The organism is Prosthecobacter sp. (assembly GCF_020439865.1).
In the GTDB taxonomy this organism is placed as follows: Bacteria; Verrucomicrobiota; Verrucomicrobiia; order Verrucomicrobiales; family Verrucomicrobiaceae; genus Prosthecobacter.
Map to the genome: position 1 here is coordinate 13,381 of NZ_JAGRPF010000091.1, position 15,587 is coordinate 28,967.

Consider the following 15,587-nt stretch of genomic DNA (forward strand, 5'->3'; position numbering starts at 1 on the left):
CGCCATGCATACGCGCCTTGGCCTGCTGATCGTTTCCGTCTCCCTTTGCACGCAACTCTCCGCCGCCGACTGGCTGCGCTTCCGCGGTCCGAACGGCAGCGGCATCGCCCCCGATGACAAACCGGTGCCCGTCGAATGGAGCGCCACCAAGAATATCAAATGGAAGGCCGACCTGCCCGGCCCCGGTTCATCGAGTCCCATCATCGTTGGCGACCGCGTCTTTGTCACCTGCTGGAGCGGCTATGCCACGGACGGCTCCGGCTCCGGCGACATCACCGCGTTGAAGCGCCATCTCATCTGCATCGATCGCGCTTCTGGCAAAACACTTTGGGATCGCGCCGTGCCCGCGAAGCAACCCGAGGAACGCTACGGCGGCATGTTCGCGCAGAACGGCTACGCCAGTCACACGCCCGTCTCCGATGGCAGCAAGGTCTTCGCCTTCTTCGGCAAGTCCGGCGTGCACGTCTTCGACCTCGAGGGCAAAGAGTTGTGGCAGGCCGATGTCGGCGACTGGGACGACCGCCGCGGCTGGGGCACCGCCTCCAGTCCCATCCTGCATGGCGATGTGTTGATCGTTCCCGCCGTCGTCGAAAGCCAGGCGCTCTACGGCTTCGACAAAAACACCGGCAAGCAACTCTGGAAAGCGCCCTCGGAAGGCTTCGCCAGCACCTGGGGCACGCCCGTCATCGCGAAGGGCGACAACGGCGACGAACTCGTCATCTCCGTGCCCGGCGAAGTCTGGGGTTTCAATCCGGAGACCGGCAAGCTGCGCTGGTATGCCACCGGTTTGCAGAGCGACTCCGTCTGCAACAGCGTCGTTGCCGACGGCAGCACCGTCATCACCATGGGCGAGCGTGGCGGCGGCTCCGTCGCCATCAAGACGGGAGGCAAAGGCGACGTCAGCGCCACCAACACGGTGTGGACCGGCTCCAACGGCCCGCGCATTTCCACGCCCGTCGTCTGGGAAGGGCACCTGTATTGGATCAACGGGTCCCTCGCCGTTTGTCGCGATGCCAAGACCGGCGCCGAGATCTACAACGAACGCATTGAAGGCAGCGGCAGTGGTGAGACGGCACCGGGTGGACGCCCCGGTGGCTTTGGCGGCGATGGCGGACGTCGCGGCGGTGGCATGAGAGGGGGCGACTACGCCTCGCCCGTCGCCGCCAACGGTCATCTCTTCCAAGTCACCCGCAGCGGCGAAGTCATCGTCACCAAGCTCAGTCCCAAGTTTGAACTCGTCGCCCGCAACCGCATCGAAGGCGACACCTCCGACCACAGCGCCACCCCCGCGATCAGTGACGGTCAGCTCTTCCTCCGCTCCGCCAAGACGCTGTATTGCATCGGGGAATGACTTCAGCCTCGGAGGGCAACGCTCCTGCGTTGCCGAAATCGGCAAGGCCGAAGCCTTGCCCTCTTGGTTGCCCATTACTTCTCCAACCGCTTTACCTTGACCTCAGACACCGCCCAGCCGCCGCCGTTGGTGCCGAGGGCGAGGGTTCTGCGATCGATGGTGGCCCAGCGCCGATCTTGGGAGAGTGCGGCAGTGGGGCCGGTCCACTTGTAGAGCGGCCGGCTGTCGAGCGTAGCGGAGATGGTAGCGGTGGTAGAGGCACTCTTGTCGTCGAGGCGCACGATCACCTCGAGGTCGTGCGGTTCGGTGTCGTTCACCTGTTGGCCTTCGACGACTCCGGGTATGTCTTTAGCAAACTTGCCGTTCACCGAGAGGATGCCGGTGTATTTGCCGCCGTCTCCATCGATGGCAAATCCGCACTTCCATGCAGCGGTGGGTAGGAGGAGTGTAAAGCTTGTCCGCTTGCCAGTTCGCCTCAGCCTCACACGCATCCGGTAGCTGGTGTTGGAGAAGTCACCGGGGAGCGGCAGCATCGTCCATTTTGTGTTCGGGCTGAACAGTTCGCCGTCTTTCAGACTCCAGCCGTGAACGGTCTTTTCGACCTCGACCGGGGTGAGCGATGCCAGATGATCTTCCCAGCCATCGGCGTCCGTTGGAAGCGCTGCCTTGGGTTTCTCCGGCTGCGGGGCTGCGGTGCGATTGGGCAGCGCTTGCTTGAACCAAACGCGCTCGTCGATGGCTTCGCTTCCCGCTTTCACGGGCGCTGCGGTCTCGTCGCGGAGCGATGGCGGATCCCAGATGTAGGTGGTGGCATCGAGCGAGGCGCAGCCGAGGCGCTGGCCGCTTGGGGCGAAGGCGAGCGTGTGTGGCGCGGCGAGAGGGCCGCGCAACTCGTCGATGCGCTCACTGGTTTCCAGGTTCCACAGGCGGATGGCCAGGTCGGAGGAACCACTGGCGAGGATGGGCTTCTTCGGGTGCCAGGCGAGGGCAGTGATGGGACCATCGTGAGCACGGAACTCCTTCAGCACGGCCAGCGTGGCAGAATCGCGGACGCGCACGCGTTTGTCCGCGCCAGCCTCGGCAAAGCGGCGGCCATCGGGCGCAACGACGAGCGCGTCGAGGGTGGTGGGGTTCGTGGCGGTCTGGAGAACTTTCCCCGTGGTGGCGTCCCATCGCACGACCCACTCCTCGGAGTCAGGCATGCCACGCTCTGCCTTGGCCGTCACCAGTCCCACCAACTCCTTCTCATCAAGCCATCGGACCTCCCAGAAGCGTTTGATGTCTTTGGGCGGGAGTTTGACCCGCTTCTTGCCTGTGGAGGAGTCGAACACCTCCACCGAATCGTTCAGTCCCTCGATCGCGGCGAGAGATGCCCCCGAGGGACTCAGGCACAGGCGTTGCAGCATCTGCCCAGGCGTGAAGTTGGTGATTTCCTCGACCGTTTCTCCGGCTCTCCGCAGCAGCACGAAGGGTGACTTGGTAAGCTTCGCCCCAAAGACAGCTAAGCGTCCGTCCGCGCTCACATCTTTTTCACGGTAGCCTGTCCGGGAGAAGGCCCAGAGCGTCGTCGCGGAGCCCTCCTGCAATCGCACCAGCGCAGCATCCGACTCCCGGGCCGGAGCGACCATCACATCGTCCTTGCCCCAAAAGGCGCATTGAGCATATCCTCCACCCAGAGACCAGCGGGCATCGCCGAGACTCCAGGCGCGGGTCTCCGGGCCGCAGACCACTACTTCGCCGGAGAGTGGATGCACGCTGATACCCCGCACCTTGCCGCTGCCGCCGAGCAGTGACTGGACGGGAGCGCCGGTCCGAGCATCCCACAGGCGGATCATCTGCCGGCCATCTGCCATGACGGCGGTGCTGGCAAACAGCTTGCCGTTCGCAGTGAAAGCAAGCTTGTCGATCGGCCGGTCGTCGGTGCGGAATTCAAAGACGGCGCTTCCGTCCGAAAGATTGACCCCTCGGATCGTTCCGTTCCGGTCCCCCGTCACGCAGAGCTGACCATCAGGATGCAAGGCGGAAGCCAATGCGCCATGCTTGGCGACGGCTCGGGCAAGCGAACCATCCGCCGAACTCCATAGTTCCGTGTCAGCCGCCTGCAAGAGAACCTGCCCGCCATCCGGCGTGAATGCTGCGGAAAGGACGTGCTTCAAAGCATCGCGGATCCAACGAGGCTGACCGTTCTGCGCATCAACGACTCCGATATCCTGTAGTTCTTTACCGCCCCGGAGAATCCAGCGGCCATCGGGACTGAAAAGCAGGAGGAGGTTCTCAAGAGTCTTTACCTCAAGGATTTTATTCCCGGCCCGCGCCTCATGAATGACCAGATCGCCGAGGGAATTGCTGCGCCCGATCGCAAGACGTTCCCCATCCGGAGAGAAGGCCAGGCAGTAGAGGCACTGCTTTCCTTGCGTCGAAAATCCGGCGGTGAACTCCCGCAGCCGCTCGCCGGTGCGCACGTTCAGGATCGTGACTTTGCCTCGTTGATCCACCGCCGCGAAGACGCCGGGCAGCCGGGGATGCGCGACCACGCCATCAATCTCGGCACCCACGTCGACGCGGGCGATGGACGTGTCCGACTGGCTGAGCAAGTAGCGCCAGGTGGAGTCACGCAGGTTCTCCGGCACCTCCTTCAGCGCGGCCTGCATCGCGGGGCCATTGCTCTCCCGCAGCGCCGCCTCGGCGAGCGAGATCGCGGACCGGCCGAGCGCCTTGCTGGTTTCTGCTTCTCTCTGAACCGCGATGGCTTCCGCCTCTGTTGCCCGCTGCTCCTTGGCCCGCAGATTGAACACAAACAACACTGCCAGCCCCGTGATGAGCAGCCATGCCGCGGCTGCGGTGGTGAAGATGCCCTTGTTGCGTTTGATGAGCAGCGAAACCTGCTTCGTCAGCCCGGCGTTCTCCGCGCTCGTGGCAAAGCCGCCCTGATACTTCTCGATGTCCGCGCTGAAGGCCGCGACGTTTTGATAGCGCTTCGCTTTGTCGAGAGTCAGCGCCTTCATCGCCACCGAGGAGAGTGCATGCGGCACACGTCCACCCGGCATGTGCGGCAGCGGCGTGATCTTCTTCGCTTCAAGCACATGGCTCTTGGCTTTCGCATCGCCTTTGCCAGTCGTGGCACCGAATTTGGTGGGTTCGGTGATGTTCGCCATCTGCACCTTCTCCAATACCTCCCACACATCCTTGCCTTCCACCGGCGGACGCAGTGTGAGGATCGCATACAAGATGCCGCCGAGGGAGAAGATGTCCGAGCGTTCGTCGAGTTCGTTCACCTTTCCCATCGCCTGCTCGGGACTCATGTAGTTCGGCGTGCCCATCACCGCGCCTTCCATCGTTGCAGTGAACGATCCGGTGCCCTGGGGAGCCGGTGGAAGCGCGGAAGCGTCGTTGCTGACGACCTCGTTGCCGAGGTTCCCCATGACCTTCGAGATGCCCCAGTCCATCACCAAGACCTCGCCGAACTCGCCGACCATGACGTTCTCCGGCTTCAGGTCGCGGTGGATGATGTGGTTCGCATGCGCAAAGGCCAGGGCGTCGCACACCTTGCGAAAGATGGTGAGCAGTCGGTCGAGCGTGTAGTGCTCCAGCGTTGCGGCATCCTCCTGGCGCAGGCGGTCGAGGATGTTCTGAAGTGTCTCGCCCTTGACCAGCTTCATAGTGTAGTAGAGCTGGCCTTCGGGATCGAGACCCAGATCGTGAATGGGCACGATGTTCGGGTGCTCCAAACGCCCAAGAATGGCGGCCTCCTGAATGAAGCGCTGCTTCTGTTCCTCGCTGCAGTCTGCCTCCGAGAGCATGACCTTCACCGCGATGGTGCGCCCGAGCTTGCAGTCGTTCGCCTCGAGAATCGCCCCCATGCCGCCTTGAGCGATGCGTTTGCCAAAGATCAAGGGCGCCGAAGCGGCGGGATTGGCACCGGCGTAGGACGGCGTGTTTTGCCGCTGTAGCGTTGGCGAGACAACGGGCTTGGCCACGAGCATCGTTGCCAGATCATAAGGCAGCTCAGAGGGCGTGGGTGGAGCGACGCGCAGCGTTGCCAGATCGTCCGGTATCTCGGCGGAAGGCACGGTGTTCAGGTCGTCGGGATCGGCCATTGGCCCACGCTGGGACATGGGGCAGGGGATTGCAAGGCTTCAAGGGCGCGCACCGCCACGCATCTCCCGGGCCTCTGCAGTCCCTCACGGCCCCACCGTCACCGTGGCCACGTCCGTCCAGTCGCCGTTGGGCTTGCCTTTGTCCCAGAAGCGCAGGCGGTAGTCGCGCCGCTCGGGCTGGCCGGGCACGAGCAGGGGGCGCTCGTCTTCATGGAGGTGCTTCATCGAGATGGCCAGTTCCTCCCAATCACCGCCGCCGCGCCGTGTTTCGATCAATGCGCCATCATGCCCGTGTTTGGAGGAGCGGATGGCCACCTTCTCGTTCAGCGTTCCGGGCAGCACCTTGATCTTGAAAGTGGGCACTGGGTGTTCGGCGCTGTCACGGCGCGGCAGGATGCCCAGCGAAAGGCCGATGCCCTCAGTGTAGCCCTTCACCACCTTGATCGTGGCCACCAGTTTGAAGAGACGTTTCAAGGCGCCCGCCGGTCGCGGCACCACGCCTGCCGGCAGAGGCGGCAGTTGGTAGAGCGGAAGCTGCATGGGGGCCGCGTTGTCCTTGCCGGTCTGGGCCTGCTCGATGGCCGAGGTCCCCGCCGGAGCAAAGCGGCGCAGCTCCGTGCGCCACGGGCCGAGCACGTAGGTCAGCCACTGCGCATCCGCGATCCCGTCCCTCATCCGCGCCTCGTCGATGGCGAGCACGCCGATGAACTGGGGCAGGGTGTCCGCAAAGTGGCGCAGCCACAGCACCTGTTCGGAGATCGGAACGGGGAGATAGTCCTGGCGTGTCATGGGTGGATCGGATGGCGGGTGGGCAGGGAAGTGTCTGAAGTGGGAGGGCGGCAGCGGTCACTCAGCGTCGGGCAACCGTGGCCCAATGCACCGCCCCCTCGCGGCAAGGGGGCTTGACCGCACGAGCCAGCGCTTCCCCCGCGTGACAAGGGGGCTTGACCGCGCGAGCCAGTGCTGCCCCCTCGTGGCGTGGGGGCTTGGCAATGCGAGCCAGCGCTCCCCCCGCGCGACAAGGGGGCTTGGCAGCGCGAGCCAGTGATTCCCCCTGACGGCAAGGGGGCTTGACCGCAAGAGCCAGCGCTTCCCCCGCGTGGCACGGGGACTTGACGGCGCGAGTCAGAGCTTCCCCCGCGTGGCAAGGGGGCTTGGCAGCGTGAGCCAGTGCTTCCCCCTGACAGCAAGGGGGCTTGACGGAACGGCTCAGTCAAAGGACTCGGAGCCCCTGTGCTTCCACCGCAACGCTCTGGCGCAGGTCCGGCCCTCCGCATTCCCGCCCGATCCGGCAACACCGTCCGCTGCCGCTCCGCCGCAGCAGGCAAAGATCTCCGAGCTGACACTCCGAGGGCCATGACGGGCGGATGAAATCACGGAGCCGGATGGTCTGGCAAGCCTGAAGTGCAGCTCAGAAACTGGCGCAGGCACCTCGGACGGGTCATCCCGCCGCGTTCTTCGAGACGACTTGCGTTCGGTGGACTTGGTGGTTCAAGGGCACGACCTTTTGCAGCGAAAAAACCAAAGGTTGCTCTCATAAAAAAATGATGTGCATCAATTCCCTGCCGCCTTCTGGGCGTCGTATTCCTTCCAGAACTCGGCCACGGGCTTGACGAGGATCACCGGACTGCCCGGGCTGCTGTAGGAGATAATCTTGAGCGTCTTGTGCGCACGAAGCGGTTCGATGGGGGCGAGACACTCCCTTGCATCCAGTTCCTCAAGTTCGGTGCATTCGAGCAGCGGGCTGAAGTCTTTCACATTCGTGCATTTGCGAATGACAAGGTTCTTCACGTGCAGACCGATGAGCGGCTTGAGGTCCCGAACGAGGGAACTATTGAGGTCGATGGAATCGGCGGTGAAGTGACGCAGGGTGGAAATGTCCGCAGTTTCAGCCCCTGAGATGACAAGCCTGCGGAGCTTCATTCCGGCCAACGGCGAGAAATCGTTGGAGTTGGCTCGCAATTCCTTCAACGGCATTTCGCTCAGAGGCGAAAGATCCCGGGCTGGACACGCGAAAGCGCCGAGGAATTCCAGTGGCATTCCTTTGAGGGGGCTGAGGTCGCTCACCAGTGTGGAGGTGACATTCAAATGTCGCAAGGGCATGCCCTTCAGCGGAGAAAGATCGCCAACGGCCGTGGCGGACACATCGAGGGACTCCAGTGGCATGCCATGGAGTGGCGCAAGGCTGCTGATCTTTGTGAATCCCGCATTCAATTCCCTCAACGGCATTCCCTGTAGCGGGGAAAGATCGGCGACGAACGTCTCGGAGATGTTCAAATACTCAAGAGGCATCCCGCGAAGTGGGGAAAGGTCAGTTAGCTGAGCGCATTTTCTAAGATCCAGCCTTCGCAGCGGCATTCCGTGCAATGGCCCGAGGTCCCTCACCCGGCTCTCTCCCAGATTAAGCTGCGTGATTGGCAATCCGCGGAGCGGTTCCACGGTATCGATCGTCTTTGGCGGGACGACGCCAATGCCTCCGTCGCTGTCCGGCTGGGCCTTGCCGCCGTACCATTGTTGCACCCGGGCATTCACGAGCTTCACCTTTTCCGCCGCGGAAATCTGAAAGAGCTTGGAAAGGGCCACGGCTTCGCCGCTGGCTCCCGCGGTACCGAGATGAGCGAGGACGGCTGCCGAGCGGGAGGGATTCCAACGGGCGGCAGGTGGGGCGGAGTGGAGTTCACCAAGCAATGGCAGAATGGAACCGAGCCGGGCGGCATTGGCCGGGTCCCGCACCTGTGCGGTGCGCACAGCTTCGGCGGACTCGGCAAACTTCTCCTGCGCCAGCAGCAGCCACGCGCGCCGCCAGTATCCGCGCGTAAGTCCCGGATCCAGCGCGAGGGCGGCATCCAGCTTCTCCAGTGCGCTGTCGAAGCGCTGGAAACCGGCCTCCGTCTCCGCAAGCGAGAGCACCGTGGGCGCGGTCTTCTTCAGTGAGGTCAAAGCACGCTCCGCCCGCCGACCTTCCATAAGCGCCTTTGTTCCCAGTGAACCACCGACGACCAGCACCGCTGCAATGCCAATGGAAGAGGCTTTGTGGCGCTTCATGAGCAGCTTCAATTGCGTCCAGGCACCAGCATTCTCCGCGCTCGTCGCGAAGCCGTTCTGATACGCTTCGATGTCCGCACTGAACGTGGCGACATGCTGATAACGCTTCGTCTTGTCGAGCGTGAGCGCTTTCATCGCCACCGCAGAGAGCGCGTGAGGTATACGACCTCCCGGCATGTGGGGCAGCGGCATGATCTTCTTGGCTTCAAGCACGCCGCCCTTGGTCTTCGCGCCGCCTTTGACCGTCGTGGCACTGAATTTCGTGGGTTCGGTGATGTTCGCCGCCTGCACTTTCTCCAGCACCTCCCAAACGTCCTTGCCCTCTACCGGCGGTCGCAATGTGAGGATGGCATACAAGATGCCGCCGAGGGAGAAGATGTCCGAGCGTTCATCCAACTCGTTCACCTTGCCCATCGCCTGCTCGGGACTCATGTAGTTCGGCGTGCCCATGACGGCGCCGTCCATCGTGGCGGTGAAAGAAGCGGTGCCGGACTGGGCAGGGAATTGTGTCGGTGTGACAGCGGGTGATTCTTCATTGTCGAGTTCCCCGAGAATCTTCGCAATGCCCCAGTCCATGACGAGCACCTCGCCGAACTCGCCCACCATGATGTTCTCCGGTTTGAGATCGCGGTGGATGATGTGGTTCGCATGCGCGAAGGCCAGCGCATCGCACACCTTGCGGAGGATGGTGAGCAGGCGGTCCAGCGTGTAATGGGCAAGCACTTCAGGATGCTCGCGTCGCAGATCGTCGAGGATGTCCTGAAGCGTGCGGCCCTTCACCAGCTTCATGGTGTAGTAGAGCTCGCCTTCGGCGTCGCGGCCGAGGTCGTGCACCGGCACGATGTTGGGATGCTCCAGTCTGCCGAGCACGGACGCCTCCTGGACGAAGCGACGCTTCTGTTCGTCGCTGGCTCCCTTGTCGAGCCGCATGACTTTCACGGCGATCTTGCGGCCGAATTTGCAATCGTCCGCTTCGATGATGGCTCCCATGCCGCCCTGCGCGATGCGGCGCCCGAACACAAACGGCATGGGCGCATCGGGGTTCGCGCAGGTGTTCGGGAACGGCTGAACTGTGGATGGGCGGGTGACGATGATCGTGGCCAGATCACCGATCATTTCGGGAGGTGTGGAGGGGGGTGGATCTTCCGGCTCAGCCATCAGCGCTCATGCTGAGTCAAGCAGTCCGGAAATGCAAGTCCACGCGCGGAACTATCGCCACTCGTGCTTCGGATACCGTCCCCGAAGCTGCGCTTTCACCGCCGGATAGCCTTCCTTCCAAAAGCGGCCGATGTCTCCGGTCGTCTGGATGGGCCGTTGGGCGGGTGAGAGGAGATGAACGGTGACGCTGATGCGGCCGGCGGCGACTTTGGGGTTTTCGTGGATGTCGTACATTTGCTGCAACACGACGCTGACGCTCGGCGGCTGCTTCTCGTCATAGACGATGCGCGCGGTCTTCCCGTTCTTGAGCGCGTAGCGTTCGGGGGCGTATTGATTGAGCATCTCGCGCTGCGAATGGCTGAGCCACTGATGCAGGGCGGGGAAGACCTCGCGGTCTTTGAGCGCACGGTAGGTCGTGCAGCCGTGGCAGAGCTGCTCGATGATGAGGTGGCGGTCTTCCTCGCCGATGGTGGGGATTTCGAGTTCGGGCATCCATTTGGCGAGGCAGTTCACACGCGTGATCCACTGCTCGACCTTCTCATTCCACAACGGCAGTTCGAGACGGCCCGCGATGACTTCGGCGGCGAGCAAGGATGCGGCCTGTGTTTCATCCGGTTCGCCGCGTTCCTTGCTGGAAAGCACGAGTGTGCGGAAGCGCGTCTCCTCCATGTTCATCACGCGGCGGTTCACGCTGTCATAGCGGGCGCTGCGGCCGCTGGTGCAGTCCTCGGGAAACATCTCGCGCAGCCATTCCTCTTCGATGCGCGTGACGTTGTTCAGCTTCACCGTGAGCGCTTTGCCCTGCACTTCGACAATCTCCGAAGCGACGAGCAGACGCGGTGCCTTGATGTGCGCGTCTTTGTCGAGATGGCCGGTGTAACCGCCTGCGAGACGGTAGATGCGGCTGCCGGGACTCGTCTCGACACCGAGATGATCGCTGAACGCGGCGAGCAGAGTCTTCGCAAGAGCCTCGGGCGTGGCGACCTCGTCGTTGATGGTCAAACCAGCGCGTTTGGCGAGTTGAAGGAATTGCTCTTCGCTGCGAGCGGCCTCGCGCGACGCCATTGCATGCACGCCGTAACGGGCGCAGGCATCCGGCTCGAAGTTCATCGCCTCGGCTCGAGTGAAGGCGCGCAGCAGCGCTTGAAACTCGCTCACGTCATCCTTCTCCCAAAACTCCTCGCTCTTGTGGGATGCATTCTTTTGCCCGACGAGCAGAATATCACGACCTTGGGCGACAGCGGCGCACAACGCGGCTTCACGCAAACAGCCGAACTCCGCCGCGGCGAGCAGCATGCGCGAGAAACGCGGATGCAGGGGGAACCTGGCCATCTGCCGGCCGATCTCGGTGATATGGCCGTGGGTGTCTGTGGCTCCCAGATCATGAAGCATGTCTTCAGCACGTTTGAGAGCGGCGGGTGCGGGTGCTTCGAACCAGTCGAAGGCTTCGTTCGACAACACGCGCAGCGCGAGCAGCGCCTCGCTCAAATCGAGCCGCTGCACCTCGGGCAGTTCGCATTCGGCGCGTTGCAGATGCTCGCGCTGGGTCCACAATCGCACGGCGATGCCGGGTCCGAGACGTCCCGCACGGCCGGCACGCTGCTCGGCGGAGGCGCGGCTGATTTTTTGCACCGTGAGCGTGTTGATGCCGCGACGCGCGTCGTAGTTTGCGATGCGCGCCGTGCCGCCATCGATCACGGCTTTCACGCCTTCGATGGTGAGGGAGGTTTCAGCGACGTTCGTGCTGACAATGATCTTCGGCTGCTCGCCGGGTGTGACGGCGGAGTCCTGATCCTGCGGCGTCAATTCGCCATGCAGCGGCACCACGCGACGACCACGCGCAAAGCTGCGGCCCTGAATGGCGGCGATGGTCTTGCGGATCTCGTGACCGCCGGGCATGAAGACCAGCATGTCGCCGCTGAAGCCGGGTGAGTTCGCCAGGTCTTCGCAGGCGCGTGCAGCCTGATCCCAGATCGGCTCGGGATAGCCGGTCTTGAGTTGCAGCGGCGCCTGATAGCGAATCTCGACCGGAAACGTGCGGCCCTCGGATTCGAGCAGCTTGCAGGGCTGCATGAAATCGACCAGCGGCCCCGGCACGAGCGTGGCGGACATGACGATGATCTTCAAATCGGGCCGCTTGCGCTGCAATCGACGTGCGAAGGCGAGCACAAGATCGCCGTCGAGATGACGCTCGTGAAATTCGTCAATCACAATGCAGCCGACGCGGTCCAACTGCGGATCTTCGAGCATCATGCGCAGCATCACACCTTCGGTGACATAGGTCAGGCGAGTCTCGCGGCTGGTGATGTTTTCAAAGCGCACCTGATAACCGACCTCGCCGCCGAGACGTGCGTTGCGTTCGCGGGCGACACGCTGCGCCAGCATGCGTGCGGCGATGCGGCGCGGTTGCAGCACCACGCAGCGTTTTCCTTCCGCCAGGATGCCTGAATCGAGCACGAACTGTGGAATCTGCGTGGACTTGCCGGAGCCCGTGGGCGCTTTGATCAACAGATTCGGCAGCGCCGGATCGAGAAGAGCGGCGGTGAAGGTCTGGCGGAGTTCGAAGATCGGAAGCAGGGCGGACATGAAGGAATGACGAATGCGGAATGCAGAATGTCGAATTCTGCACTCCGGTCGAATCATTCATCTGCTTTTGCCAGCTTCAGTGCCGCGAGCTGTTCTTTGCGTTCCCCGACGAGCACCGCACCCCAGGCGCGGAGTTTTTCAAAGCCGAGGAGGAAGAGGCCGACGGCGGCGAATGCGCCGATGAGACTGCCCACGCCGAGCACGGCGCGCTCCGTGTAGAGCGTCCACACGAACTGGCCCACGCAAAGCACCGCGACGAAGAGCAGCGTGGGTTTGCGGCCGATGAGATCGACCATGAAGGCGCCGAGCGGTGCGCCAAGGGCGACGATGGGCGCGGCGGCGAGCCAGTTTTCAAAGACGCCGGGCTGCAGGCCGGTGGTGGCGTTCTTGATGACGATGCCGAACATGGAGGTGAAGGCCATGATGATGACCGAGGTCGGAATGGCGATTTTCAAATCCGCACGGCAGAGCAGCACGAGGGTGGCATACAGCACCATGTCGATGCCCACGCCGGTGACAGACGCGACCGATGCGGCGGAGAAGAGGCCCGTGACGATGCCGACGCGGAAGTCCCAGCGTTCGTCGAACTCGGTCATGCCGTGATGCGAGGCGATCTCGCCGATGCGGTAGAGATGCAGCACGCCAAAGCTGGCCCACACGACGGCGAAGACGAGCTTGATCCAGAGTTCGGGAATGAAGGGGGCGACCCAGAAAATGCCGACGGGAAGGCCGATGATGCAGCCGACGATGGAACCTTTCAGCATCGACCACGCGATTGGCTGACGTCGGCAGAGGATGAAGATGCTGGCGCTGGTCATGCCGATGGACTGCACCGCAAAGCTGAAGTCGCGGCCCAAGGTCGCAGGCAGGCCGAAGAGCAGCACAAGAATCGGAAAGCCGACCGTGCCGCCGCCCATCGGCGTGGAACCGGCCACATAACTTCCCAGCGCCATCGCCAGCGCGATCGGCCAGTGTGCTGTGACATCACTCCAGCGATCATGCCCGAAGACCAGCCAGGCCCACACGCTGTAAAACCCGGCAAGCCAGAGAAACCAGATCCAGAGATGTTGTTGGCGGGGAGCTTGGATGGACATTCGCCGCCATTCATCGCGGTGCGGCGTCAGTAACGAAAATAGACTTTCGCTATGGCATTCATGCTGGTGCGTTATAGTCGCCGCCGATCATGGAACTGCGACATCTGCGATATTTTCAGGCGGTGGCCGAGGAGTTGAGCTTCTCGAAGGCGGCGCGGCGTCTGCGCATCGCGCAGCCGGCGCTGAGCCGTGCGGTGCAGGAGATGGAGCGTGAGATCGGGACGCAGTTGATCGAGAGAGAGCGGCGGTCGCCGCGGCTGACACCGGCGGGCGCGGTGCTGCTGCATGAGACGGGTTTGATTCTCGAACGCTTGGAGGAGTCGATGCGGCGCGTGCGGCGCACGGCAAAGGGCGAGGAAGGGGAGTTGAAGCTCGGCTACATCGGACCGCCGACACGGATGTTCCTGGCGCGTCTGTTGAAGGAATACCAAAAGCGCTTTCCACGCGTGACCGTCATTCTGGAAGAGCGCACACCGGAACGTGTGTGGGAGATGGTGTCGAAGGGACGGCTGTCGGTCGGCTTGACGCGGCCGGTGCTCGCGCATGAAGCGCTGGGTTTGCAGACGCTGCTGCTGCGCGAGGAAAAATTCTGTGCCGCCGTGCCGAAGGATCATCCGCTGGCGAAGCTGAGCTCGCTGCCGTGGAAGAAGCTCGCGGGCGAGCCGCTGATCATCCTGGCGCGTCGCGAGGGCGCGGGTTCGCATGACGGCATCCGCGCCGCGTGTGATGCGGCGGGTTTTGAGCCGAAGGTGAAGCACACGCCGAGTCTCATCGGCACCATTTTGCAATACGTCGAGGCCGGTGCGGGCATCGGCATCGTGCCGGAGAGCACGCTGAGCAAAAACATCGCGCTCGTTCCGCTCAAACCGCAGCAGACGATCCCGCTGGTGATGGTGTGGGCGAAGGACGGCGATGATCCCGCCGTGGCGGCGTTTCGCGAGCTGGTGAAGGAATGGCTGCGCAACGGGAAGCTGTGGGCCTGAAATGCGTTGCGCCGCGGGCGTGCTGGTGCTCCTTTCGCGCCCCCTTATCGCCGGTGGCAGTCCAGCCATTCGGCCAACCCTCATCCTACATCCACCAGCCATGTCCACCGACGCCAAGAACTCCCTCGCCCAAATGGAGAAGATCGTTTCTCTCTGCAAGCGCCGCGGTTTCATCTATCAAAGCAGCGAGATCTACGGCGGCTGCGGCGGCGTGTGGGACTACGGCCCGCTCGGTGCGGAGCTGAAGCGCAATCTGCGCAGCGCCTGGTGGAACACGATGACCCGCGAACGCGAGGACGTGCTCGGCCTCGACGCCAGCATCCTCATGAATCCTGCCATCTGGAAAGCCAGCGGCCACGTCGATACCTTCGCCGACCTCATGCGCGAGTGCTCGCTGACGAACAAACGCGTCCGTGCCGACCACGTCGAGCCGCAGGACGGCGTCGTCATGAAATACAGCGGTGCGAAGGCCTCGAACGGCTGGCGCTGGGACCGCTCCATCTCCGCTTTGCTGAAGAATGGCGAGCACATCGAGAGCTTCCGCAAACGCATCCGCTCTCTCATCGCGCAGAACGCCGGTGAAGCCGCCGGCAAGCCCGAGGAGATCGAATTGCTCGGCGAGGAGAAAGTCGATGCCGTGAATGGCAGCGTCGATTTCCATCCCGAGACCGGCGGCATGCTCGGCGAGGCCCGTCCCTTCAATCTCATGCTCAAGACCTACCTCGGCCCCACCGCGACCGAGGACGACGTGACCTACCTGCGTCCGGAAACCGCGCAGGCCATCTTCGCGCAGTTCAAGAACGTCTTCGACTCCAGCCGCGTGAAGGTGCCCTTTGGCATCGGCCAGATCGGCAAGGCCTTCCGCAACGAGGTCACGCCGAAGAATTTCACCTTCCGCAGCCGCGAGTTCGAGCAGATGGAACTCGAGTTCTTCATCAAGCCCGACGAAGCCGTCGAGATCATCAGCGGCGAGGTCGCGAAGTGGCATGAAGGTGCCGATTTGAGCGAACCGCAGCCGAATTGGGGCTGGGAGATGTGGCACCGTTACTGGGTCGATCAGCGCACGAAATTCTACCAAGGCATCGGCCTCGGCGACGTGCTCGAATACTACTGGCAGACGCCCGCCGACCTCGCCCACTACGCCCGCGCCTGCGTGGACATCCTGTGCGAGTTCCCCTTCGGCACCGAAGAACTGGAAGGCATCGCTGCGCGTGGCGACTTCGATTTGTCGCAGCACCAGAAGCACAGCACCAAGTCGCAGGAGATCTTCGAC

8 protein-coding genes are annotated in these 15,587 nt (G+C 63.1%); 3 read left to right on the top strand and 5 right to left on the bottom strand.

Features of this window, described 5'->3' with window-relative positions; translation table 11 throughout:
• Nucleotides 1-4 precede the first annotated feature (4 nt).
• Nucleotides 5-1,351 (top strand): PQQ-binding-like beta-propeller repeat protein, encoded by a 1,347-nt coding sequence (locus tag KDL09_RS09845; RefSeq protein ID WP_294384334.1) that lies wholly within the window; start codon nucleotides 5-7, stop codon nucleotides 1,349-1,351.
• 74 nt (nucleotides 1,352-1,425) lie between these two features.
• Here KDL09_RS09845 and KDL09_RS09850 read toward each other — a convergent pair whose 3' ends face one another.
• From KDL09_RS09850 to KDL09_RS09870, 5 genes are all read right to left on the bottom strand, one after another.
• Nucleotides 1,426-5,466, bottom strand: a complete 4,041-nt coding sequence (locus tag KDL09_RS09850; protein WP_294384336.1) for a protein kinase — start codon at nucleotides 5,464-5,466, stop codon at nucleotides 1,426-1,428.
• Nucleotides 5,467-5,532: 66 nt separating this feature from the next.
• Nucleotides 5,533-6,237: a hypothetical protein gene (locus tag KDL09_RS09855; RefSeq protein WP_294384338.1), complete on the bottom strand. Its 705-nt coding sequence runs from the start codon at nucleotides 6,235-6,237 to the stop codon at nucleotides 5,533-5,535.
• A 765-nt stretch (nucleotides 6,238-7,002) separates the two neighbouring features.
• A complete protein-coding gene (locus tag KDL09_RS09860; protein WP_294384340.1) occupies nucleotides 7,003-9,609 on the bottom strand; it encodes a protein kinase in 2,607 nt (868 codons plus the stop codon).
• Nucleotides 9,610-9,702: 93 nt separating this feature from the next.
• Nucleotides 9,703-12,237, bottom strand: a complete 2,535-nt coding sequence (gene hrpB / locus KDL09_RS09865) for an ATP-dependent helicase HrpB (protein ID WP_294384342.1) — start codon at nucleotides 12,235-12,237, stop codon at nucleotides 9,703-9,705.
• Between the two features lie 53 nt (nucleotides 12,238-12,290).
• Nucleotides 12,291-13,331, bottom strand: coding sequence for a sulfite exporter TauE/SafE family protein (locus tag KDL09_RS09870; protein WP_294384345.1), 1,041 nt, complete (start codon nucleotides 13,329-13,331; stop codon nucleotides 12,291-12,293).
• A gap of 89 nt (nucleotides 13,332-13,420) precedes the next feature.
• On the opposite strand from KDL09_RS09870, the gene KDL09_RS09875 reads away from it, so the two are divergent.
• Entirely contained in the window at nucleotides 13,421-14,314 is an 894-nt protein-coding gene (locus KDL09_RS09875) for a LysR substrate-binding domain-containing protein (protein WP_294384347.1), read from the top strand.
• Between the two features lie 100 nt (nucleotides 14,315-14,414).
• The coding region (locus KDL09_RS09880; RefSeq protein WP_294384349.1) for a glycine--tRNA ligase at nucleotides 14,415-15,587 on the top strand (1,173 nt) is incomplete at its 3' end.

Bases quoted from the DNA above. Each gene is read 5' to 3' on its own strand.
- hrpB (WP_294384342.1), bottom strand. From the start codon at position 12,237: ATGTCCGCCCTGCTTCCGATCTTCGAACTCCGCCAGACCTTCACCGCC.
- KDL09_RS09860 (WP_294384340.1), bottom strand. From the start codon at position 9,609: ATGATCGGTGATCTGGCCACGATCATCGTCACCCGCCCATCCACAGTT.
- KDL09_RS09875 (WP_294384347.1), top strand. From the start codon at position 13,421: ATGGAACTGCGACATCTGCGATATTTTCAGGCGGTGGCCGAGGAGTTG.
- KDL09_RS09855 (WP_294384338.1), bottom strand. From the start codon at position 6,237: ATGACACGCCAGGACTATCTCCCCGTTCCGATCTCCGAACAGGTGCTG.
- KDL09_RS09845 (WP_294384334.1), top strand. From the start codon at position 5: ATGCATACGCGCCTTGGCCTGCTGATCGTTTCCGTCTCCCTTTGCACG.
- KDL09_RS09870 (WP_294384345.1), bottom strand. From the start codon at position 13,331: ATGTCCATCCAAGCTCCCCGCCAACAACATCTCTGGATCTGGTTTCTC.
- KDL09_RS09850 (WP_294384336.1), bottom strand. From the start codon at position 5,466: ATGTCCCAGCGTGGGCCAATGGCCGATCCCGACGACCTGAACACCGTG.